Source organism: Enterocloster bolteae (assembly GCF_002234575.2).
In the GTDB taxonomy this organism is placed as follows: Bacteria; Bacillota; Clostridia; order Lachnospirales; family Lachnospiraceae; genus Enterocloster; species Enterocloster bolteae.
The window spans coordinates 1,725,735-1,749,031 of record NZ_CP022464.2 but is presented as its reverse complement, the minus strand read 5'-3'; the positions used below and the strand labels follow the sequence as shown (position 1 = coordinate 1,749,031).

15 protein-coding genes and 1 pseudogene are annotated in these 23,297 nt (G+C 51.2%); 3 read left to right on the top strand and 13 right to left on the bottom strand.

The window, feature by feature from the left end; translation table 11 throughout:
- Positions 1 to 6 precede the first annotated feature (6 nt).
- Both CGC65_RS08340 and CGC65_RS08335 read right to left on the bottom strand, forming a co-directional pair.
- Entirely contained in the window at positions 7 to 4,002 is a 3,996-nt protein-coding gene (locus CGC65_RS08340) for a UvrD-helicase domain-containing protein (protein WP_002569858.1), read from the bottom strand.
- Positions 3,980 to 7,540 carry a PD-(D/E)XK nuclease family protein gene (locus CGC65_RS08335; RefSeq protein WP_002569859.1) on the bottom strand — a complete coding sequence of 1,187 codons (3,561 nt, stop codon included), beginning with the start codon at positions 7,538 to 7,540 and terminating at the stop codon, positions 3,980 to 3,982. Before CGC65_RS08335 ends, CGC65_RS08340 begins: the two co-directional genes overlap by 23 nt.
- Before the next feature lie 97 nt (positions 7,541 to 7,637).
- On the opposite strand from CGC65_RS08335, the gene CGC65_RS08330 reads away from it, so the two are divergent.
- The gene (locus CGC65_RS08330; RefSeq protein ID WP_002569860.1) at positions 7,638 to 8,075 is read left to right on the top strand and encodes an FMN-binding protein; all 438 of its coding nucleotides are present in this window, start codon (positions 7,638 to 7,640) and stop codon (positions 8,073 to 8,075) included.
- Positions 8,076 to 8,343: 268 nt separating this feature from the next.
- Here CGC65_RS08330 and apgM read toward each other — a convergent pair whose 3' ends face one another.
- The 3 genes from apgM to CGC65_RS08315 are packed head-to-tail and all read right to left on the bottom strand — an operon-like array spanning position 8,344 to position 11,876.
- Positions 8,344 to 9,597: a 2,3-bisphosphoglycerate-independent phosphoglycerate mutase gene (gene apgM / locus CGC65_RS08325; protein WP_002569861.1), complete on the bottom strand. Its 1,254-nt coding sequence runs from the start codon at positions 9,595 to 9,597 to the stop codon at positions 8,344 to 8,346.
- Positions 9,597 to 10,385, bottom strand: a complete 789-nt coding sequence (locus tag CGC65_RS08320) for a hypothetical protein (protein ID WP_002569862.1) — start codon at positions 10,383 to 10,385, stop codon at positions 9,597 to 9,599. The genes apgM and CGC65_RS08320 overlap by 1 nt, the downstream gene beginning before the upstream one ends.
- A gap of 9 nt (positions 10,386 to 10,394) precedes the next feature.
- Entirely contained in the window at positions 10,395 to 11,876 is a 1,482-nt protein-coding gene (locus CGC65_RS08315; protein WP_227160505.1) for an SLC13 family permease, read from the bottom strand.
- A gap of 267 nt (positions 11,877 to 12,143) precedes the next feature.
- Between CGC65_RS08315 and CGC65_RS08310 the strand changes: the two genes are divergently transcribed.
- Positions 12,144 to 13,058, top strand: coding sequence for a LysR family transcriptional regulator (locus CGC65_RS08310; RefSeq protein WP_002569864.1), 915 nt, complete (start codon positions 12,144 to 12,146; stop codon positions 13,056 to 13,058).
- A gap of 145 nt (positions 13,059 to 13,203) precedes the next feature.
- Complete coding sequence (locus CGC65_RS08305) at positions 13,204 to 14,283, top strand: helix-turn-helix domain-containing protein (protein ID WP_002569865.1); 1,080 nt, start codon at positions 13,204 to 13,206, stop codon at positions 14,281 to 14,283.
- A 75-nt stretch (positions 14,284 to 14,358) separates the two neighbouring features.
- Here the strand turns inward: CGC65_RS08305 and CGC65_RS08300 are convergent, their stop codons facing one another.
- The 8 genes and pseudogenes from CGC65_RS08300 to CGC65_RS08265 all read right to left on the bottom strand — a co-directional run bounded on the left by CGC65_RS08300 (position 14,359) and on the right by CGC65_RS08265 (position 23,127).
- Positions 14,359 to 15,072: a FadR/GntR family transcriptional regulator gene (locus CGC65_RS08300; protein WP_002569866.1), complete on the bottom strand. Its 714-nt coding sequence runs from the start codon at positions 15,070 to 15,072 to the stop codon at positions 14,359 to 14,361.
- 93 nt (positions 15,073 to 15,165) lie between these two features.
- Positions 15,166 to 16,452, bottom strand: a complete 1,287-nt coding sequence (locus tag CGC65_RS08295; protein ID WP_002569867.1) for a TRAP transporter large permease — start codon at positions 16,450 to 16,452, stop codon at positions 15,166 to 15,168.
- Positions 16,449 to 16,946: a TRAP transporter small permease gene (locus CGC65_RS08290; RefSeq protein WP_002569868.1), complete on the bottom strand. Its 498-nt coding sequence runs from the start codon at positions 16,944 to 16,946 to the stop codon at positions 16,449 to 16,451. The genes CGC65_RS08295 and CGC65_RS08290 overlap by 4 nt, the downstream gene beginning before the upstream one ends.
- A gap of 15 nt (positions 16,947 to 16,961) precedes the next feature.
- Entirely contained in the window at positions 16,962 to 18,056 is a 1,095-nt protein-coding gene (locus tag CGC65_RS08285; RefSeq protein ID WP_002569869.1) for a DctP family TRAP transporter solute-binding subunit, read from the bottom strand.
- A 14-nt stretch (positions 18,057 to 18,070) separates the two neighbouring features.
- A complete protein-coding gene (locus tag CGC65_RS08280) occupies positions 18,071 to 18,844 on the bottom strand; it encodes an HpcH/HpaI aldolase family protein (RefSeq protein ID WP_002569870.1) in 774 nt (257 codons plus the stop codon).
- Between the two features lie 229 nt (positions 18,845 to 19,073).
- Positions 19,074 to 20,207 (bottom strand): annotated as a pseudogene (gene ltrA / locus CGC65_RS08275) (group II intron reverse transcriptase/maturase); the annotation flags it as partial.
- A gap of 192 nt (positions 20,208 to 20,399) precedes the next feature.
- Positions 20,400 to 20,696 (bottom strand): hypothetical protein, encoded by a 297-nt coding sequence (locus tag CGC65_RS08270; RefSeq protein ID WP_002569872.1) that lies wholly within the window; start codon positions 20,694 to 20,696, stop codon positions 20,400 to 20,402.
- A 10-nt stretch (positions 20,697 to 20,706) separates the two neighbouring features.
- Entirely contained in the window at positions 20,707 to 23,127 is a 2,421-nt protein-coding gene (locus CGC65_RS08265; protein WP_002569873.1) for a ribonucleoside triphosphate reductase, read from the bottom strand.
- Between the last annotated feature and the right edge of the window lie 170 nt (positions 23,128 to 23,297).

The window sequence follows — 23,297 nt, the reverse complement described above, 5'->3', positions numbered from 1 at the left end:
CTTCTTTCATACGTTTATACTCATCTGAAGCGCAAGGGAATAAATAATGCGCTCTTTTACATGTTTCTCAGTCAGCTGGGTCAATGCGCGCTCATAATAGTCCAGCTGGACTCTGTAGCGCTCTGCCAGCATCTTTTCCCCTTGTTCCGGACTTCCCTCCGGCACATGGTCTGTTTTATAGTCAATAAGGACCAGTCCGTCCTCTTCCTCCAGATAGGCGTCGATGATTCCCTGGATAAGTACCAGCTCGTCGGAATCACCAAGGCCCATTTCCCTGGCAGGTATGCCTATGATAAACTGCTGCTCCTTATGGATGCGTCCCTCTGCCTGTGCTTTCGCCATACGCGTCCCCAAGGAACTGGACAGGAAATTCCATATGACATTGGGATTAATAAAGTCACGGGCTTCCTGGTCCAGAAATCCGTTCTCCAGAAGCTCATCCACCACCGGCTTTACCTCTGACAGGCTGTGTATCTCATGGAACCGGATATGCTCCAGAACCGCGTGGTATGCGGTTCCCCGCAGAGCTCCGCGGTTTGGGCCGGATGAAGATGGTTTATTCTGTTCTCCTGATTCCCTGAATCCGGAGCCTGCCACATCCTGTTTTCCCCTCAGCGCCGTCAGCTCACCAAGGGCTGCCCCCTCCAGATTGTCACGGTCCGTGCCAATGGCATCCTCTGCCCGTCCTATCTGGCTCTGTTTTTTGAGCTCGGATACAGACACCATAGCGTACAGTCCGGTATCTGATTCATAAGGGTATTCATATTCCAGGACTTTTCTGAGATGTGTTCCAAATGCTGCATCATACACCCTCTCCCCATCCAGGTTCAGAAGGTCTTCCTTTTTCATCTTCCGTATGATTTGCCGGGTAATTTCCTCGCCAATCAGATCTTTTACCTGAATCTGACGCATTTCCATGTGGGCGGCAGGAATAGCGGGCTGGGCCATAAGGAGCCAGTCCAGGCAGGAATTGGCTGAAGCCAGTATGGTATAGGGCAGCTGGCCCTGGGACAGGGGAATGTCCTTCCATTTTCCCAGCTTATTCTCCAGTGACTTATCCGCGGCTGTCATAATCAGCTTTTCCTTGGCCCTGGTCATGGCCACATAAAGGACCCTGAGCTCCTCCCCCATTGTTTCCAGCTCCAGCCGGCGCTTCAATGCCTGCTTTTTAAGAGTCGGCGCCTTGACCCGCAGCTCCAGGTCCAGGAAATCTGCCGCAGCCCCTAAATCCGCATCCAGAAGAATCTGTCCGTACGCATCCTGCTTGTTAAACCGCTTTCCCAGGCCAGCCAGAAATACCACTGGGAATTCCAGACCTTTGCTCTTGTGAATACTCATGATGCGCACCGTATTGTCCTGCTCACCGGCCACGCTGGCCTCACCGAAATCCGTATCAAATTTCTTCAGTTTTTCAATGTACCTTACAAAATGAAACAGACCCTTGTAGCTGGTGGATTCATAGGCAGCTGCCTTTTCCACCAGCATGTCCAGGTTGGCCCGTCTCGTCTCCCCGGCCGGCATGGCGGATACATAGTCGTAATATCCGCTCTCCTTGTATACCCGGTACAGCAGCTCATGGATAGGCAGATGCCTTGCCTCCCCCCGCAGCCGTTCCATAAGGAGTGACAGCTTAAGGGATTTAAGGGAAATGGAATGGGCTGCCTCTGCCGGTATGCTGCATAATCCCACTGTGATTAAACCTTCTTCCCTGTCAGGATTTTCCTCCGGCCCCGGCCCTTTTCCCGGCCCCAGACCTTCCTCCTGCTCCGGTTCTTCCTCCGGCCCCGGCCCTTCTCCCGGCCTCAGTCCTTCCTCCTGCTCCAGTTCTTCCTCCGGCACCGGCCCTTCCTCCAGCCAGAGCCTCCATGCCCCGTATACGCCCCGGTCCTGGCCCTTTTGGGAATTCCGCTTGTAGGCGGCCATCATCCAGGCCATCTCCTCATCATCCATCCCCACAATGGGCGAGCGCATAACGGCTGCCAGCGGAATATCCTGCATGGGATTATCAACAACAGACAGAAGGCTGAGAACCGTCTCCACCTCAACCGTGTTGAAATATCCTGTCCTGGTCTGGGCAAAAGCCGGGATGCCTTCATTCATCAGCACATTTACAAATACCTCCGACCATCCCGTCATGCTTCTGAGCAGGATAACCACGTCGCCGTAACGGGCCCTGCGGTAAGCTCCCCTGGATTTGTCCCACACCAAAATCCCCTGGCCTTGGCTTACCAGCTGGCGTATCCTTCCGGCAATCAGTCTGGCTTCCAGCTCTTTTGCCGTATAATCAAGGGAGTCTTCATCCAGCTGCTTCAGTGCTTCCGCACCCGTATCCACCATGAGAAGCTCCGTAGGCGTTCCTGCAAGGAAGGAAACAGGGCCGGATTCCTGCGTGTCAGACTCCCCCTCTTCCAGTCCCGGGCCACAAACCGTTTTCCTGTTCACTTCCTCAAATACCGCTCCGGGATAAAGGGCTGTCTCAGGCGTGTATGTGATTCCTCCCAGATTCTTTGTCATGATTTGATAAAACACATCATTGACACTGGTCAGCACAGACTCCCTGCTCCGGAAGTTCTGCTGTAATTCAATCATTTGGTACGGTCCGCCCTGCCTGGAATATTTTTCATATTTATCCATAAAAAGCTCCGGCCTGGCCAGACGGAACCTGTATATGCTCTGCTTCACATCCCCCACCATAAATACGTTGGGATAACCGAACCGCTCCCTGGAAATGCTGGTGATCAATGCTTCCTGGACATAATTGCTGTCCTGGTATTCGTCCACCAATATCTCCTCATACTGCCGGCTGAGCTCGTCTGCCACCTGGGACGGATGACGGGAAACCCTTTCTTCCCCGTTTCCGGTTTCCTCCCGCACATACAGAACCTCCAGCGCCAGATGCTCCAAATCATTAAAATCCAGCACGTTCCGCTCCCGCTTGGCATCCCTGTATGCCTGGTCGAACATGCCTGTAAGCCTTAAGAGCTCCCGGATGACCCTTCTGGTCCCTCTCATGCTTTCCACGACTTCCTGCGGACTCTGCTGGCCGTAGAGCTCCCTGCATTTTGCCACGGCCTTCTTGATCCGGTCCCTGCATGCGCTTACAAATGCCTTCTTATCACCGTCAATATCCTTGCTCCGGATGGATGCCAGCCGGTCGAAGCTCATGTTCTGCAGGCTGTTATACAGGGCTTCAAAGCTGCCTGTGGAAGCGGCCCTTCCTATGGCCTCGATTTTACTTCTGTCGCTTATGAGCATGGGCTCGTATGCCAGGGGGCCGTTTTCCTCCAGGCACACATTAAGGGCTTCCCCCAGCTGCCCGGAAAGCTCTGCCATCTGTCTGGCCACATCCTCCATCAGGAACACCATCCAGGGGCTTTCCTCCATTTCCCCGATGCTTTCCTCCTCCAGCTCCTTCTGACAGGCTGCAAGCCATTCCTGCGGCCATGGATGGCTCTGGGAAAACTGCCATGCCTGGAGAATCACATCCTCAATTCCCCTGTCTGACTTTCCCCGTCCGAAATGCTCCACGAACCTTCCAAACTCCTCATCCGCCTCATCGTAACAGTTTTCCAGCATTTCCCCCATGCAGTCCCCCCGCAGAAGGGACAGCTCCCCCTCATCCCCGATACGGAAGGCCGGATCTATGTCCAGGCTGTTATAATGGCTGCGGATGATATTCAGGCAGAAGCTGTCAATGGTGGTAATCTGGGCCTGGGGGATCAGGGCTGCCTGGAGCCACAGATGCTCATCCTCAGGACGTTCCTTCAGCTTCTGCTCCACTGCGGCGCCTATCCTCTCCCGCATCTCAGCCGCAGCTGCATTGGTAAACGTCATTACCAGCAGCTGGTCAATATCCAGTGGGCGGTCTCCTTCGCTTATCATCTGGATGATACGTTCCACCAGCACGGCCGTCTTACCGCTGCCCGCTGCCGCGGACACCAGAAGGTTCCTGTTTCTGCTGTCTATAACCTCTTGCTGTTTACTGGTCCAATTCACTGCCATCTGTTTCCTCGTCTCCTTCAGATTCCAATTCCGCCCAGATTTCCTCAGGCTTAAGTCCCTTGAGCTTGCGGTATCCATAGCCTGCTGTCTTGGTATCGAACCCGCACACTGCATGGTAGGGGCAATAGTCGCAGGCTGTCCTGTTTCCCTGTTTGTAAGGCTTTAAGTCCACATTTCCCATCAGTATATCCTGCCCCGCTTCCCTGAGCCTCCGGTTCACAAACCGGCGCAGATCCTGAAAACGTCTGGTGCTGGCCACGGACGAGCGGCTTTCCTGGACATAGCCATCCTTAATCGCTACGGGTATCACATCGGATTCCTTCTCTATCTCCCGGTCCAGATGCCGGATAATATCCAGTTCACTGTTTACCAGACCGTTCATCCTGAGCTGCTTTAATATCTGTTTTTCGATATCCCTTTCATCCATTCCTTCCTGCTTATCCGCTATCGGGTCACCTATGTGGTAGTAGAAGATACCGGCAGGAACCACCTCCTTGTCCGGATGTCTCCTCTCCTCCATCTCCACCGCCGCATCCATATAGACCACCAGCTGAAGCTGCAATCCATAAAACAGGGCAGCCAGGTCAAAGGATGTGGTTCCTGACTTATAGTCAATAATCTTTACATAGACATGGTCCTCATCCCTGCACAGGTCCATGCGGTCAATACGTCCGCGAAGCTGCAGCTCTTCATCCTCTGACAGACCGATGCGCATGGCCTTCAGGTTATCAATGGCTGAAAAGGACACCTCGAATCCCACCGGCTCAAAGTCCCCCTTTTTCACCTGCTCTGCCAGAGCCCATATGGTGCGGTCCGTAATCCGTTCCACCCTGCCTGCCAGATACGCGTTGCGGGCTGAGCTGGACATGATTGTGTTGCCGTATTCCTCCGTTACCTGGGTCACGCATTCCTTTACAAGGCTCTTTCTCCCCTCTTCGGTCAGCTCCCGCCAATCCTGCCCTCTGTCCTTCATGGAGGCAAAGCATCTGTCGATGGACTGGTGGAACAGGTTGCCCATGTCCACTGCCTCCAGCTCGTACTCCTGCCGCTCCATCAGTTCCAGACCATACCGCAGGAAATGGGCGTAGGCACAGGAGGCGAACTGCTCCAGCCGGGTTACGCTGCCCTGCAGTTCCCTGCCGTAAAGGGCTCTGGCAGCTGCCCGTCCGATTCCCCTTTCCTCATAGGAATAAAAAGCAGCGTCCACCAGCTGCCTCACCTTATCCCGGTGCTCCTGCGATGTATAAAAATGCTGGAAGAGCTGCATAAAGGCAGCGTCCTCCCGCTCCCTGTCATCCTCCCCCTGTTCCTGCATTCCCCGAAGCCCCTGTATAAGCAGCTCCCTGGCATCCCTCCCGGTCCGCACCGGCCATTCCACGGAATGCTCGTCCAGGGTTTTCATTCCGGGAAACAGCTTTCCCACTTCTCCCATAAGATTGGAGGGTCTCTGGCTCTTGCCGTCCGGCGTAAGTCCGGCATAGGTGAGCACCAGCTGTCGGGAGGGCTTTGACATCATAAGATACAGATAAAATTTCTGGATGCAGCCATCCTCCTTTACCGTGGGAGCCAGCTCTATATCCATTTTCCTGAGAGCCGCCCTGTCACGGTCCGATAAAAGGCTTCCCCCGTTCTTTCTCTGGGGCACCGTTCCCTCGTTTACTCCTACGAAAAACAGTACCTTCACTGCTTCCAGACGGCTTCGGGTGATATCACCCACCATAACCTGGTCAACCGTGGCCGGAATCACACCCACCTGGATTTCCTGGAAACCGGCGTCCAGAATCTGGATATAGTTCTTCATATCCGCTTTTTCCGCGCCCAAAAGCCCTTCCAGCCGCTCAAACAGTTCCAGTACGCGGTCATAGACCTGGCCGTATTCCCTGGCCAGGTTCTCATCCCCCGGCTCTTTTCGCTCCAGAAAGAAATCCCTGTACTCCTCCAGCTTTTCCCTCAGCTCCATATGCTCCAGGAACTGGCGAAGAGCTGCCGTCACAGAGGCAATGGTGGCTCCCTCTGCCTTAAATGCCTCCCGCAGAGGCCGCAGAGGCTCCAGTATCCACATGCGGTATTGGTTCAGCTCCTTCAGGTTCAGCTTTTCACCGCCTCTGTACTGCCGTTCCCAACAGGAATCCCAGCGCTTCCACCCCCGGATGCCCAGGGCCCGCACATAATTTTCCAGCCGGTCCGTCATCTGCTCTGCATGTTCCCTGGAACCGTTGAATCCGCTCCCAGCATCTGCCTCCCCTGCATCCCCGGACGTATCTGCCGCTGTATCTGCCGCCGCTCTCTCCTCTGTACTCCCAGCCTTATCATACACCAGTCCTGTTTTCAGATACCGGAACGCGCTCTCATAAGAGAAATCCTTCACCATCTCTAACGCTGCCCGTATCAGCTCCACCATGGGATTTTCCAGAATACTCTTCTTATCATCCAGGAAATAGGGAATCCCGGCCTCATCAAACTGGTGGGCCAGCTCCCGTCCATAGGATGGAAGGTCCCCGGTAATGACGGCGGCATCCCGGTAACGCATCCCTTCCTCCTTTATCATCTGCTCAATCCTGCTGCACACGTAGGCAGCCTCCCCTGCCGGGTTGCGTCCCTTGTACACCTGGATGCGCTCTTCCTTTCCCTCCCAGGTCCTGCCGGAGTACCGGTACAGGTTCTGTTCCAGAAAATCCAGTTCCGGGCTCTCATCATATCTCCAGGCCGGACGCCGGCTGCAGATTATGTCCTCCTTCTTCGGGATTCCATGCTGCTTTGCCATGGAGGCCACGCGGCACACCGTATGACGGCTCATATAAAACAGATGCTGGATACTGCTCTCCTTGTAGGCGTTTTCCCTGGAATCAATGGTAACCGTACATACCACCTCCCTGGCGTGCATCAGGAACAGCTCCACCAGCCTGTACTGGACCGGAGTAAAGCCGGTATATCCGTCCAGAAGAATGATGCTGTCTTTGAGGGGTTCCCACTTTGGAAGCTCCCTGCACAGGATGTCCAGAATCTCCTCAGCCGTGATATAGTGGCTCTCTATATACTCCCTGAAACCGCTGTAAATTACCTCCAGGTCCTCAAGCTTCTGGGCCAGAAGAGGAGAATCCGCCTCCCCCCGCACGTCCCTCAGCATATCCGGTGTGATACCGTACTGGTACAGCTCCGAGATCTGTGACTTAAGCTGGCCGATGAAGCCGGTCTGCTCCAGATGCCCACTGTAGAGGGACAGCTTTCCTCTCTTTAACCCGGCCACCTTGCGCAGCACCATGGATTTTCCCATATCATCCAGCACAACCGGGATTCTGACCCCCAGGTCCTCGAATACCCGGTAAGCCAGACGCTTAAAGCTGAGGATATCTATATTCATAATCCCGTGTCTGGGATGGAGACGGATGATTTCCTTCTGTGTCTGCATGGTAAACTGCTCCGGCACCACAACCAGGTACTTTTGTTCCGGATGCTCCATGGACTCCTTTATGACCCGGTCATAGAGCATTCTGGTCTTTCCTGAGCCTGCTCCTCCCAATATAAACTGCAACGCCACTTTTCTCTCTCCTTCCAGCAGACGGGACAACGAAAACTTCTCATATTTCCCCGCCCTGCAACATAAGCTTTAACAAACTATCTTAGAGGTCCTGACTATGAGCTCTAAAACCAAAATTGTGGTACTAAGGATGAAGGAAATCATCTACACCGCAATCTTCGTAGGCCTTGCCATCCTTTTAATTACCCTCTGTTTCATCATGTTCCGGCCTGGGAAGGACAACGTTTCCGTTTCCGCTGAACCTGCCGGCTACCTGCCGGGCGTATACAGCGCGGCACTGACCCTTGGCAGCGAAGATGTGAATGTAAAGGTAACTGTGGATAAGAACCGCATCACCTCCATTGACCTGGTTCCCTTAAGCGAGGCTGTCACCACCATGTACCCGCTGATGCAGCCCACCCTGGATGATCTGGCCAGCCAGATTATAAGCAATCAGTCCACGGAGAACCTTACATATCCCAGCACCTCCCGCTATACCTCCACTGCCCTCCTGAATGCCATCAACACGGCGCTGGACAAAGCAAAAGTGGATTGATAAAAAGCGGGCAGATGTTTCCCAAAGCACTCCGGCACGTCTAAAAGCTCCTGCCCCTTGTCATGAAGGCGGGGGCTTTTCCGACGTACCAAATGTAAAAAACGGCAGATTGCTCTACCGTCTTATCCTACAAAAGAATATGTTTTATCGTACCATGATTCCCGACCCGTGTCAAGTTGGCAAACCCAAGACCTGAACCTACACAAACCTCAAGACCTGAAGCAGCAGTTTCGCCGCCTCAGGCCTTCTTTCTATCACAGTTTTGTTATCAGGATCCCACCTTTTCCATGAATCCCATGTAGTTCATCTGGAGCCGGAATATATCGTTGGCTGTCAGCCCCTCCAGGGCTCCCTCCATGAAGTAGCGTTCCCCGGCCATATCCACCTTATCCCGCCTGACATCGCCGCCGGCAATAAAGGTGGGGACGCCATCCCCGCTGTGATCCCCCACCTTACAGGGTGTGGAATGGTCTGCCGTAAAGGAAATATAGCATTGTTCCAAATCCAGCTCATTAAGAAGATAGCCCAGCATTTGGTCTGTCTGTTCCACAATCTCCTTCTTCTTATCCGGACGGTTATCGTGGCCCGCCAGATCCGTGCCCTTGATATGGAGCACCACCCAGTCGTATTTCTTTTCCTTTAGAAGCTCTGCCGCCAGCCTGGCCTTTCCCATAAGGTCCGTGTCAAAGCTTCCTGTAAAGCTGTCCCTGATATAGTAATCCATACCTGCCAGCCGGGCAATACCTCCCACTGTTTTATCTCCTGCCACACAGGCGGCCCTGATTTTGTACCTGTCCTTCAGGGAAACCATCTCCGTCTTCTGTCCGGCTCCCCTGGTCAGGATGATATTGGCCGGCTTAAGCCCCTTTTGGATCCTCTCCTTATTAATGGGATGCTCCTTTAAGATGCCGTATGCTTTTTTTGTGAATTCCCACAGGGCATCTGCTGTCTTCTGCGCCTTCTCACTGCCGTCCAAAGCCCTGGGGCCCGATACCTTCTTCCCCTCCTCCGTGGTACCGGGGTCCGTACAGCTGATAGCATCGCTTAATCCCTCTCCTCTGAGAACCACTGCAATCCGGTGCTCCGTCAGTTCTTTTGCCAGCACCCGGGTCCCGTCAGACAGCACCATGCCGTTTACGGCCTGTGCCAGAAACTCCGTACCCTGGCTGATTCGCCCGGCCCTGCGGTCCACCACCGCCATATCCTCTGTAACAGTTGCAAAATTTCCTCTGAACGCCACGTCCCCGTCCATCAGCTCCAGCCCACCACTGCTGGCCTCTAAGGGTCCCCTGCCTCTATACACCCTGCTGCTGTCATAGCCGAATATCTGCAGATGGCCCACATCCGTGCCCACGGGAATCCCCGGCGCAATGGGGTATACATTTCCGCACATACCCATTTGAAGCAGACGCTCCATATTAGGGGTGGAGGCGCTCTCAAGCGGCGTCATTCCCCCCAGCACCGGATCCGGTCTGTCTCCCAGGCCGTCCATGATGATTAATAATCCCTGTTTCTTTCTCATTATGAGTTGCCTCCCATCTTCTTTTTCGCAGCCAGTTCCTTTGCCTCCTTCAGCATCCCCTTATTTTTATACAGGAAATAAGCTGAAATCAGAATCGTGGCTCCCCACATGGACAGCGCCAGATTGCCTCCTGCTTTCTTTATATTCACCGTCATCTCACATTCCCGGCCAACGGGAACCTCCCCAAACACATAGGCGCCGTACTTTACGCCCTGGTCCGTAAATATGCCATACTCCTCCTCGGGGTCGTATCCAACGATTCCCGCCAGTTCATATCCCTCTGGCACCGCCAGTTCCAGGCTGTAGGAACCGATTGACACCGGTGCCGTGTTTACCATGGAATATGTAACTGCCTTCAGATTGCCCGGGGCTGTGCCGCTTGTCTTGGCCGCCTTCATCTTGTAAGTCCCTTCCTGGTGCCAGTTCAGGGTAAGTTCCACCGGAAAATCCGCCTCATCAAAATCCGCTACCAGATAAGATGTCATGCCTGAATGCTGCTCCTTCGGTTCACCCTTAAGGGTACCTGCCCCTTCCTGGACAGACACCAGCTCTGCATCCTGGTACATTGGTACTGCCAGACGTCCCTGGCTGTCGGTCACGCCTTTTATATGGGAGATAACAGCTGCATCCTCCCCCTCCGGCGCCAACCTGTCCGCCATCTCTATCATGGTTCCCAGCTGCGCACCGCCCGGTTCCCCACTGCCTGATTCCTCCGCCATGGCAGTGACCGCAAGGCCCATGCTGAGTGCTGCTGCCACCATAAACGTAATATATCCTTTTCCCTTCATATTGACCTCCTACATAATCCCTATCATTTTAAACCAGGTAAATGACGCCGCCACCATAATGCCCCATTTTGCCAGCAGGGTCAGGACACCGTATGTCATTTCCTCCAGGACCGTGAATTTTCCTGTGCTGTAATATGTCAGGTTCACCTTGCTGTGAGGCGGAAGCGTGATGGTATCGCATATCATGAAGGACGCCGGCAGGGCCAGGGCCACAGGATTGAATCCCGCCACCTGCGCAATGGATATAATGGTGGGAATCAGAATGATGGTACGAACCGTCTTGCTGGTGAACACAAAGTGGGAGAAGCTTGCAATAAAAATAATTACCGCGTAAAGAACCATGAAGCTCATATGCTCCACTCCCAGCTTGTCAAACACGCTGTTTAAGACCCAGGTAGCCACGCCTGTATCGTCCAGGGCCAGCCCTCCCGCATAAGCGCCGCAGCTGAAAATCATCAGATCCCAGGGTATCTTTGCTTCCTTCCAGGTCAATATCCCTACATGGGGCATGAGGAAGATGGCTGCCGACACAATGGCTACCACAACCAGGGATATGTCGAAACCAAACATGGCTCCATGGTACTCGTCTGTTGCCCACAAAAAGATGGTGATAAGAAAGATAATCAGGGCCCGCACTTCCACTCCGTTCATTTTTCCCAGTCCCTTGTACTCTTCCTCCAGGGCCGTCATCTTCTCCGCGGAAGCAGAACGGTTTCCCGTCTTAAAGAGCATTTTTCCGATAAGGAAGCTGGCTGCCAGTGTGATAATGGCAACCGGAGCAGAGGCAATGAACCACTTCATCCAGGAAATCTCCGTACCTGTCAGGTCCTTGATAAAGCTGATAGCCAGAATCTGGGAGGATGTAGCCGTCACAATGGCTCCGGTGGAAAGGTTGTTGGCCTGTATCCCCTGCAATGCCATAAGCTTTCCAAAATTCCGGTCTTGGGGCGTAGTGTTTCCCACCTCAAAGACCTCCATAATCATCATGACAATGGGAAGAAGCATCACAGCCCTGGCTGTTGTGGACGGCACCACAAAGGCAATGAGGAAATTGGTTACCATCAGCACAATCAGCACTGTGTTGACGCTCTTTCCAAACCGCGTGACCAGAAACAATGCCAGACGTTTTGCAAGTCCGCTCTTTTCCATGCCCGAAGCAATGACAAAGGCTGCTATCATCAGCCAGATTACTTCATAGCCAAACACGCCCAGGGTGGCTTTTTCTGTCCAGGCCCCTGCTGCCGGAAGCAGAAAAATCACAATCAGTGAAGTTACATAGTTTGGAATCCCGTTGCTCACCCACAGAATCAGTGCAAACGCAAAGATGCCCATGGCCATCTTGCCTGAATAGGACAGTCCCGCGGGAGTCCTCATGGTCCAAATCAGCGTCAGTGCCACCAACGCTGCCGGTAGCCCGAAATACGCCATGCGCATTTCAAAAGGGCTTTTCTGTTTTTTTACCTTTGCCGGTACGCTGCTCAAAATACCCACTCTCCTTTTTGTACCGTCTCCGGTACTCTGTTTGATTTTGTATTGCTTTGATGTTACCATTGTAGTCTTAATCCCTGGTCAGATCCAATCAATAATCCTTATATCCTGTCATAACAGAACGTTATAGTTACCATTTTAGTCCCGCCTCCCATAAGACTTCTTTATAGTTGGCTTTTTCCCTTTGATTTCTCATTAAAAATCCTATACTTTTTCCTCTGTTTCCGCTAAAATACAATTAATAATGTTTATGGATTGGAGGAAACACACATGGATTTGGAATCCTTGGAGAGTTTTCTGGAGGTGGAGAAGCATAAGAATTTCACAAAAGCGGCAGAAAGCCTGTTCTGTACCCAGGCAGCGGTCTCCATGCGCATCAAGCGACTGGAAACAGCCCTGGAATGCGGCCTGTTCAAACGCTGCGGCCGGCGTGTGGAGCTGACCAGAGAGGGAGAGATTTTCCTGCCCTATGCCAGGCAGATGGTGAATACCTGGAAGTCTGCGTCGGAACACCTGTTGCAGACCAGGCTGATGGAGGAAAGCGAGATACGGATCACCTCCTCCAGCACGCCCGGAACCTACATCATACCCTCGCTGATTTACCTGTTCCGCCAGTCCTATCCCTACATAACAGTGATCAACCACATCCAGTACACCCGCAGCGCCATATCAGATGTGATTGGGGGAAATTTCTCCCTGGGCATTATCTCCCAGCCCGCCTCGGTGGGCACGGACGTGCTTTGCTGCGAGCCGCTGATGGAGGACCCCCTTGTGCTGGTAGTCCATCCCCAGCACCCGTGGGCGGAAAAAAGGGGGATTCTCTTTAAAGAAATCACGGAAGAAACCTTGCTGATATCCAATCCCAATACGTCCCTGGTGAATTATCTGGAAAAGGAGGGCCGCCTTTCCTTAGAACCTTCCAGGCTTTATGTGGCCGGCAACATCGAGGCCATCAAACGCGGGATACGCAACCACCAGGGAATTTCCATCATGTCTGAGTATGCGGTGCGCCAGGAACTGGAGCTGGGCCTTTTAAAGCAGGTTCCCCTTCTGGATCATCCGGGACTGAAGCGGCAGCTCTATACCATTTTCCGTAAGGATACCCGGTTTAAACTGTCCACCAGTCTGTTTTTGGAATTTTTCAGGAAGGCCGCGGAGGATAACCGGCTTCTGTCCCAGTTATAGACAGGTTCATGCTTCCATACTTAACCATCAGTTAAGAAAATCCTCCCGCTGTTTAACGGCGCCTCCATTGTGCAGCGCCGTTCTATGGTTTATACTAACCATATCCGGCCGGACAAATATGTTTTAGCGAAGGAGAGATTATAAGATGGATATAAAACTAGGTCCGCGCATTGCGTCACTGCGCAGAGCCAAATCCATGACGCAGGAGCAGCTGGCCCTTTCCCTGGGCGTATCGCCTCCTGCTGTCAGCAAATGGGAGACAGGCGCCTCCTGCCCGGACATTTCACTTTTATGCCCTCTGGCCCGCGCTCTGGAAACCAATGTGGATACCCTGCTGCAGTTTGAGGAAACTCTTACAGAAGAACAGATTGACGCCCGGCTGAACGAAATCGTTGAGACAGCCAGAAACCATGGGTATGAAGCTGCGGACGGCATGGTACAGTCACTTCTGCATACCTATCCCTCAAGTATCCCCTTAAAGTCCAGGGCAGTTACCCTGTTTGACCTGTTCGCGATGCTGTTTCCCGCCCAGCCCCAAGAGATTAGGAATGGCTGGACGAAACAGAAGAAACAGCTTTTAGAGGACGTGCGGGCAAGCGGCGCCGCTGCCTGCTGGCAGGCGGCAGTATCCCACCTGGCCTCCATCGCCATTTCGGAAGGCGAGCTGGAGAAGGCAGAGAGCCTTTTAAAGGAACTGCCCCAGCACACCACTGACTCCACCTCTATCTGGGCCATGCTGTACCTGAAAAAAGGAGAAGCTTCCCAGGCATTGGAGGTCATACAGAAACGCCTGTATGTGCTGACACGCCAGGTACAAAACTTCCTGATTCAGATGATGAACCCGGAAATGACCCCAGACACCGCAAGGACACTGGAACTGTGCGTTATTTACCGCCAGCTGGAGGAGCTGCTGGGCGTTGGAAACGGCATGAGTCCCGGCTTCTTTGCCCAGGCTTACCAGCGGGCCGGACAAGACCAGCAGGCGTTGGACAGCATGATTCAGTTTGTGGACGCCATCACCGGCACTGTCCAGAAGCCCAATCCCATCCTGTTCTCTCCTGCGGTAAAGATAGACGGGGAACATCCTGCCGCCACAAAGGAAATGCGTGAATTGTTCCTGAAGAGTCTGCTGGATGATGGGTATTATAAACAGTTTCATGATAATAAACGGTTTATGGACGCAGTGGATAAGCTCAGGGGTAGTATTCAGGAAGACACAGCCTGAGCATCTTATATGGAAAAAGGACAGCCGCTTGGTAAAAATACCTGTCAGGCTGTCCTTTATACATTTTTTATATCATCACTGCACATCTTCCACCCAGCACATCTTGGCGGACTTCTCAATATGAGCCCTCATGACTGCTTCCGCTTCATCCGGATCTCCTCGTTTCAGGCTGTCAATGATTCTCTTGTGGAATTCAATTCCATCCTGGTGTCCCTCCTGCTGCGTTACAATTCCTCTCAGCAGAATTGTCTTCCAAAGACTCACCATGGAGTTAATGAAACAAATCAGCAGCGGATTTCCGGTTGCCTCGGCTATACAGATATGAAACTGGATGTCATAGTCAATGCGTTTATCCCATACATCCTTACTTTCAATCATTCCCTGCAGATACTGTTCCAGCTTCTCAAAATCCAAATCATCCTTTTTTTCAGCCACAACCCTGCTGGCATAGGGCTCCAGCAGCTTGCGCATCTCATATACATCCATATATCCGATATCATCCAGCCGCAGCATGCGGTTGAGAATCTCTGTAACACTTCCGCTTTCAGGCTTTGCTATAAAGGTGCCTTCACCGTTCTTCTGCACAATCAGCTGTCTTTCCTTAAGCAGTTTCAAAGATTCTCTCATGACATTACGGCTGATTCCGAATTTCAATGCCAGCTCCTGCTCACTTGGAAGCCGTTCCCCCTGCCGCAGCGAATTACTCAGAATCATGTCCTCCATACGGTCAGCCACTGTCTCATATAAATTTTTCTTCTTTACTTTGAAATCCAGATCTTCCATATACATTACCCATCTCTATCTTATTATTCTAAAAACCCCGGCGGTTACATGTCCCCCTCCTACTTATCTTAATACAACAACAGAAAAGTTACAAGAATTTTATCGGCCAAAGAGTCTCGGCAGCCACATAATGACATCCGGCACAAACGTTACAAGTATCAGCACCAGGACCATCACAAAAACCATGGGCATGACTTCTTTTATGATGGTGTTCATCTTCTCTCCGCTGATTCCTGTCACAATAAATAATAGCATGCCAAATGGCGGTGTACAAAGTCCAATCATGGTATTCAGCGTAAACACCACCCCGAAATGAACCATGTCGATACCAAAGGACTGGGCTATCGGACATAGGATAGGCAGCAATACCAGCTGTAAAACAGCTGAATCCAGCAGCATCCCCAGTATGAACAGCAGTATGTTGACAAAAACAAGAAAGGAAACCTTTGTGGTGGCAAAAGACAGAATCAGATTTCCTGCCAGAGACGGAAGATTCTCCACTGCAATCACATAAGAAAACACATAAGCAGCACCCAGCATAATGCCAATCTGTCCCGTAGACTTCACCGTATTCTTCAATACCTGGATAAACTCTGACAGTGTTATGGAACGGTACGCAAAAACGGATATGAGCAGGGCGTATAGGGCTGCCACTGCCCCGGCCTCTGTGGCAGTCATGATGCCTGTATAAATTCCCATCAGAAGGATGATGGGGGTTAGGAGGGCAGGAACCGCGCTCACCGTCATTTTGATGAATTCCATCCCGGCATATTTTCTTCCGCTGGGATAATTTCTCTTATTAGCAATATAGCAGACATAAATACACAGAGCCAGGGCCAGTATAATTCCAGGCACCATGCCTGCCAGAAACAGGTTGCCGATGGATGCGCCTGCAATGACCCCGTATATTACCAGGGGGATGCTGGGAGGGAAGATGGGGCCTATTACAGCGGAACCAGCTGTTATGGCTGCGCTAAACCCGTCATCATATCCCTCCTTTCGCATGGCCTCAATTTCCATGATTCCAAGTCCCGATGCATCAGCCACCGCGGAACCTGTCATTCCTGAAAATATCAGGGATGCAATGACATTCACATGTCCCAGGCCGCCCTTCCACCGGCCCACCAGAACCTTGGAAAAGTCAAATATCTTATCCGTTACCTTGCTGGAATTCATGATATTCGCAGCAAAGATAAAAAGCGGGACTGCCAGCAGAATAAAGTTATTGTACATCTTACTGGTAAAAATTTCCACCACCACACTGGGGTCCATACCTTTCACAGCCAGATAGAGCGTGGAGGATATAATCATTCCTATGGCTATCGGCATCCTGATGACAAAACACACCACCAGCAAACCAAGGGAAATCATCATGGCATGGCTCATACTGCCTTTCCTCCTTTCCGAAATTCCTTATAACAGCCTGCCAGGTCCCCGCAGTACCGGACAATGGTAATAATCTGAAACACGAAAAATCCCAGATATACAAATCCCAGAGGAACCTTGAAAACCGTGCTGTACCTGGTAAAATAAAACCTGTAAAACTCCAGTGCCGACGGTACCAGATAGACCAGCAGGCCAACTATCAGGATATCCTGAAGGAAACGGAACAGCCTCCTGACCTTCTCCCCCACAAGTTCATAAATTACAGAAAAAACAATATTATCATCTGTCCGCTGTGCATAGCAGCATCCCAACGTAATAATCCATACATAGGAAATCTGCGCCAGCTCATAAGGCCATACCAGGGGATTATTAAATATGTATCTGGATATAATCTGCAGGATGAATGCCACAAACAGCAGAATAAACCAGCACATAGGCATGTAAATCTCTATAAAATCCATGACAGCCTGAAAGCATTTCTTCCATACGTCCATTCAGAATACCTCTCATTAATATTTCAAATCCTTTATCTGATGATACAATTCCATATCCCAATCTTTTACCATATCCTTGTCGTTCAAATAATAGTTCTCAGAATACTCCATGAACGCATTCAGGTCCGGTTCAATAACCGTTAATCCCTGCTCCTTCAGGAACGTAATTGCTTCCTGTTCCTGCTTCAGGTTTGCCTCATCGCACCACGCTGTGGCTGTCTTAACTGCCTCTGTCATGATATCCCTGTATTCCTGGGGAAGAGACTGCCATTTCTCCTCATTGATTGCGATGCACATAGGCTCAATCACATGACCTGTAAGAACAATCTGGCTGGTCACCTCATACCATTTCTGTGCAATGGTGGTAGGCAGAGGATTCTCCTGTCCGTCAATGGCGCCTGTCTGAAGTCCCTGGTATATTTCTGCGTAAGCCATAGGTGTGGGATTAGCCCCCAGCGCCTTCCCCATAAAGAGCCATGCAGAAGAATTAGGCATCCTTAAATTGACACCGTTTAAATCTTCCGGTTTTGTAATCTCTCTGCCAATATCCCTCATATCCAGATGGCGGGCTCCGCAGTAAAGTGCTGACAGCCAGCGCACATTTAATTTCTCAGCCACATCATCCGCTACCTTCTGGCCAATCTCTCCATCCATAACTGCCCTCATGTGCTGTTCATTCTGAAAAATATAGGCTGCCGTAAACATAGTCAGGTACGGCATCTGGTCGGATATCAGGAACGGTGAGCTGAACATCATGTCAAGGCTTCCCCTGGCAACAGCATCCACCTCTCCCTCTTGGGTCATCAGGCTTCCGTTTTCGTGGATTTCCATTGTAAATTTACCATTGGTTTTTTCTGATATCTCATCTGCTATCATATGCATGGCCTTTACATAATTTACATCGCCGCTGGACTGTGTGGAAAATACCAGCTTTACCTCCGGCAGCTCTGCGCCCGCATCTGTCTGCGGCTGCTCTGAGGCATCAGGGGCTGCTTCTGTCTTTGCCTGCGCCTGCGATGGGCTCTTTGTCTCAGATGTCTTTTGGCCGCACGCAGCCAGACCTGCGGTCATTGCAAGCACTAATGCGATACTAATTATGCGTTTCTTCATAGCGTTTATCCTCCCTATTTTGCCTGAATCTGTCTCAACATGTTTAGTTCCTTTCGGGCGCCGTCCATAATATGTACATAATCTGAACCAGCCGATATCACGTTAATGCCCTTTTCATGCCAGTAGCGTATGATTTCCGGGTCATCGCTGCCTGTGGATACGCCGGAAGACTTTCCGCTCTCATTGATGATCGCCACCGCCTCATCAACCAGGCTGCTGGTATGGTCCTCAAATACACGGTTCAGCTCCCCTATGGAGCCGGACAAGTCGCAGGGCCCCAGAATAAAGCAGTCCACATAAGGGTTCTTGACCATTTCTTTCAGATTCTTTACTGCTGTCTTTGTCTCAATCTGTACACACCGGACCAGCTGCTGCCTGGATGACTCTATAAATGAATCCGCATCATCCAGCCCGTACCTCACTGCCCGCAAGGGGCCAAATCCCCTAATCCCATAAGGCGGATACAGGGTGGCCTGCATGGCAGCGTCCAGCTCCTGGGCTGTATTGACCATCGGAATGATGATTCCCGTAGGGCCCATCTCCAGCACTCTTTTTGCCAATACCTGGTTATTCCATGGAATACGAACCAGTGTATCCGTACCGCCTGCCTTTGCACCCATCAGATGGTACAGCAGCACCTGGTAATCAATGGCTGTGTGCTCGGTGTCAATCCACAAAAAATCATATCCCAATCCGGCACACATCTCACTGATACAGGGTTCTGTCAGGCATATATGCATCCCTGACAATTCATCCCTGTCTCTCAGCTTCTCCTTTAAAGTTTTCATGTTTACCTCCTCCAATGTACTTACGGCATTAGCTATACAGCTATACTACTAGTATATAGCTATACAGCTTTTTGTCAAGTAATGATGTGTGACTTTATTTAAATCCAGCATTTTACCCCAACTATTTTGTGCACTTTTACCACAACAGCCATCCTTCAATCGAGTAGGAGGCGGTGATTAACCGCCGTCCTCTCACACCACCGTGCGTACCGTTCGGTACACGGCGGTTTCAACAGTTGACGTGCACTGACTGATAAGCTGTGGCTAAATCATAAAAGCCACTGCTTATCAGTCTTTCTTTTGTCATTGCCATATTTACCGCTACCGTTTGCGTGGTAAACCAATATCCTCTCCGGCTGTTTCCTGCCTGCCATGCCAAATCTTCCGGCACTCCCATTTTCCGCAGGTTCTTCACCTTGGTTCTCGGTTTCTTCCATTGTTTCCATATACACATTCGGATTCTGTGGTATAGCCACTTATTGAGTTCTTCTATCCGCTTCTTCATTTCCGCAATCCCGTAATAATTCAGCCAGCCACACATATACACTTTTATCTTTGCTAATGCAGGGCGTATGCTCTGAACAGACCTTCGGGAACTAAGTTCTTTCAGCTTTGACTTCATTTTCTTCCATGACTTTCCATGAACCCGGACATATATGCCCTTTCCGTTCTTTCCCAATGTAAAGCCAAGGAATTTAAAAGTTCGGATTGCAAACACGCTGACTACACGGCTTTTCTCTTGGTTCACTTTCAATTTCAGCGGCCCTTCCAGATATTTCGTGCTCGTCTCCATCAGTCTCTTGGCAGCTCTCTCGCTTTTCGCCAGCAGCACGATGTCGTCCGCGTAACGGACAAATACAATTCCACGCTTCTGATACTCCTGGTCAAACTCATTCAGATAGATGTTTGCCAGCAGGGGGGAAAGATTTCCTCCTTGCGGCGAACCTTCTTCTGTTTCCATGACTACTCCGTTTTCCATCACGCCACTCTTTAAGTACCTCTTAATCCACTGGATTACCCTTTCGTCCCTCACATTTCTGCGCAGGATATTCAGGAGTATCTCATGGTTCAGGGTATCAAAGTATTTCGACAAGTCCAATGCTACCCCATGGATATATCCCTGCTCTGCATACTCTTTCACCTTCTGAATGGCATCTTTCGCGCTTCTTCCCGGGCGATAACCGTAACTGTTCTCCGAGACCAACGGCTCGTAGACCGGTGTAAGGCGCTGTGTTATGGCCTGTTGGAAAATGCGGTCTTTTACGGTTGGAATACCCAGCTTTCGTATTCCACCGTCTGGCTTGGGAATCTCCACTCGTCTTACCGGGTCGGGGGTGTACTTTCCCCTTCTGATTCTCTCGACACCTCACGATGAACACCCCTGCCTTCGGCTATATCCTTCCCACCACCGGGCGGATTCCGGACTTTCACCAGTTAGAGACGTGCGCCGCCGGGCGCACTGAAAAAACCGCCGCTCCCAATCACTGAGAGCGGCGGTCCGCATCATTCCCGATAAAATCCCATCCTCTCACCAAAGATGTCTTATCAGGAATTCTTATTCATTTTCCTTCCGGAATTTTTTACTCTTAAACACATACACATGGGCAGCCAATGTGACTCCGAACACAACCAGCAGTATGTTTTCCGCCACATCCGGAAACCGGTTCATGCCCACTCCTAAGCTGCATGCAGCATCCACAAGGAATATCCACTTTTCCACCTGAAACACCTTATCCAGGTTGTAGTCCTCCTTTTTGGTGGAGCCCATAAACATGAGAAAATCCTTTCCTGTAAAGAGACATATACCCTCTGCCAGGCACAGAGCCCCCATAAACATATACAATGTATCCATCTTCCGGTCCTTATGCCTTTACTGTACTTGTATGATTCTGCTCCACAAACCTGCGGATGTTGGAAGCATTGGCAAACTTCTGCACGATGCCGTCACTGACAATCACCAGGGTAGGCGCCTGCATGATGCCGAATTTTTCCGCCAAGTCAGGACGCTCCTCCGCATCAATAATCTGGTAATCCTGTCCCTTTAAGAACTCCTTTGCCGATACGCAGTTGGGGCAGGTCTTGGTGGTAAAGAGATACAGGTGAGTCAAGGCGCCTCCCTTCTCCTTCCCCTGATGGGAACTCTCTGTTCTGGCAATGTCCGTCCTCTCCCTGGTATCTGCCGTGATTCTGGACACGCCATGCTTTAACTGGGATTGGCCTATGTTGTAGTTGGTACGGTTCTTGTATTCCTGGGTCTTGCCTTCGTTCCAGTTCTGGACCGGACGGTAATAGCCGGTAATACGGCTGTAGACCTCTGCCTTCTCCCCGCAGATTGGACAGGTAAAATGCTCCCCAATCAAGTATCCGTGGCACTTGCAGATGGAATAGGTAGGCGACAATGTATAGTAAGGCAGCTTGTAGTTCTCAGCAACCGTGCGCACCAGATTGGCCGCGGCCTTCCAGTCAGGCATCTTCTCGCCCAGGAACGCGTGGAACACAGTTCCTGATGTATACAGGGTCTGAAGCTCATCCTGGATGTCCAAAGCGTCAAATACATCCTCCGTATAATCCACGGGAAGATGGGAACTGTTGGTGTAATACGGCGTATCCCCCTCTTCTCCGGCAGTGATAATGTCGGGATAGCGCTGCTTGTCATGCTTGGCCAGACGGTAGGTGGTGGACTCAGCCGGCGTAGCCTCCAGGTTGTAAAGGTCGCCGTACAGCTCCTGGTAATCCGACAGGCGTTCCCTCATGTGGTTCAGCACGTTCTTGGTAAACTCCTGGCACTCCCTGTGAGTCATATCCTTTCTGACCCATCTGGCATTGAGGCCTGCCTCGTTCATGCCTATGAGACCGATGGTGGAAAAATGGTTCTCAAAGGTGCCCAGATATCTCTTGGTGTAGGGATACAGCCCCTGGTTCAAAAGCTTTGTTATGACCTGGCGCTTGGTCTTTAAGGAACGGGCAGACACATCCATCATGTGGTCCAGCCTTGCATAGAAGTCAGCCTCGTCCTTGGCCTGGTAAGCGATTCTTGGCATGTTGATGGTCACCACGCCCACGGAACCGGTGCTCTCGCCGGAGCCGAAGAATCCGCCTGTCTTCTTGCGCAGCTCCCTGAGGTCCAGACGGAGACGGCAGCACATGCTGCGGACATCGCTTGGCTGCATATCACTGTTGATATAGTTGGAGAAGTAGGGCGTTCCGTACTTGGATGTCATCTCAAACAGAAGCCGGTTGTTCTCTGTATCTGACCAGTCAAATTCATTGGTAATGGAATAGGTGGGGATGGGGTACTGGAACCCGCGTCCGTTGGCATCACCTTCAATCATAGTCTCGATGAATGCCTTGTTAATCAGGTCCATCTCTTTTTTGCAGTCTTTATACTTAAAGTCCGTCTCTCTACCGCCGACAATGGCATTCATCTCTGCCATGTCATCCGGAACAGTCCAGTCCAGGGTGATGTTGGAGAAAGGTGCCTGGGTGCCCCAGCGGCTGGGGGTGTTCACTCCATAGATAAAGGACTCAATGCACTTTTTCACCTCCGGATAGCTTAAATTATCTGCTTTTACAAAGGGAGCAAGGTATGTATCAAAGGAAGAAAATGCCTGGGCTCCGGCCCATTCATTCTGCATGATTCCAAGGAAGTTGACCATCTGGTTGCAGAGCACGGACAGATGCTTTGCCGGCGAGGAGGTAATCTTTCCCGTGATGCCTCCCAGGCCTTCCATAAGGAGCTGCTTTAAGGACCAGCCCGCACAGTATCCGGTAAGCATGGACAAATCGTGGATGTGGATGTCCGCATTGCGGTGAGCTTCCGCTATCTCCTGGTCGTAAATTTCACTGAGCCAGTAGTTGGCAGTCACGGCCCCGGAGTTGCTGAGAATCAGCCCTCCCACGGAATAGGTAACCGTGGAATTCTCCTTTACGCGCCAGTCCTCCACCTTTACATAGCTGTTCACCACGTCCTTGTAATCCAGGATCGTGCTGTTCATGTTCCGTATCTTTTCCCGCTGCTTCCTATATAAAATGTAAGCCTTTGCCACATCTGTGTATCCGGTCTGTTCAAGGACATGCTCCACGCTGTCCTGGATTTCTTCCACAGAAATCCTTCCATCCTTCATCTTATTCTGAAAATCCGCAGTCACCCTTAAGGATAATAACTCCAGAATCTCATTGTTGTAATCTTTGGATGTTGCCCTGAATGCCTTTTTGATGGCCTCTGTTATCTTATTCAGACTAAACTCGGCAACTTCCCCATCCCTTTTAACTACCTGAATCATACCACTTGCTCCTTTCAACCCACGTACACTTTATTCGACCCTTTTTCCGCGTCTGGTAAACCCGGAATGATACAGCTGTTTCACAGCTGTGAAAACGCAGGGCCCGCTCCATGTGGAGCGAGCTACGCACCCATTATAGCAGATGGAAATACAAAACACAATATCTATGA

What these genes read in the sequence shown, in the direction of transcription:
- CGC65_RS08340 (WP_002569858.1), bottom strand. Translation starts at nt 4,002, where the DNA reads ATGGCAGTGAATTGGACCAGTAAACAGCAAGAGGTTATAGACAGCAGA.
- CGC65_RS08330 (WP_002569860.1), top strand. Translation starts at nt 7,638, where the DNA reads ATGAGCTCTAAAACCAAAATTGTGGTACTAAGGATGAAGGAAATCATC.
- apgM (WP_002569861.1), bottom strand. Translation starts at nt 9,597, where the DNA reads ATGAGAAAGAAACAGGGATTATTAATCATCATGGACGGCCTGGGAGAC.
- CGC65_RS08320 (WP_002569862.1), bottom strand. Translation starts at nt 10,385, where the DNA reads ATGAAGGGAAAAGGATATATTACGTTTATGGTGGCAGCAGCACTCAGC.
- CGC65_RS08310 (WP_002569864.1), top strand. Translation starts at nt 12,144, where the DNA reads ATGGATTTGGAATCCTTGGAGAGTTTTCTGGAGGTGGAGAAGCATAAG.
- CGC65_RS08305 (WP_002569865.1), top strand. Translation starts at nt 13,204, where the DNA reads ATGGATATAAAACTAGGTCCGCGCATTGCGTCACTGCGCAGAGCCAAA.
- CGC65_RS08300 (WP_002569866.1), bottom strand. Translation starts at nt 15,072, where the DNA reads ATGTATATGGAAGATCTGGATTTCAAAGTAAAGAAGAAAAATTTATAT.
- CGC65_RS08295 (WP_002569867.1), bottom strand. Translation starts at nt 16,452, where the DNA reads ATGAGCCATGCCATGATGATTTCCCTTGGTTTGCTGGTGGTGTGTTTT.
- CGC65_RS08290 (WP_002569868.1), bottom strand. Translation starts at nt 16,946, where the DNA reads ATGGACGTATGGAAGAAATGCTTTCAGGCTGTCATGGATTTTATAGAG.
- CGC65_RS08285 (WP_002569869.1), bottom strand. Translation starts at nt 18,056, where the DNA reads ATGAAGAAACGCATAATTAGTATCGCATTAGTGCTTGCAATGACCGCA.
- CGC65_RS08280 (WP_002569870.1), bottom strand. Translation starts at nt 18,844, where the DNA reads ATGAAAACTTTAAAGGAGAAGCTGAGAGACAGGGATGAATTGTCAGGG.
- CGC65_RS08270 (WP_002569872.1), bottom strand. Translation starts at nt 20,696, where the DNA reads ATGGATACATTGTATATGTTTATGGGGGCTCTGTGCCTGGCAGAGGGT.
- CGC65_RS08265 (WP_002569873.1), bottom strand. Translation starts at nt 23,127, where the DNA reads ATGATTCAGGTAGTTAAAAGGGATGGGGAAGTTGCCGAGTTTAGTCTG.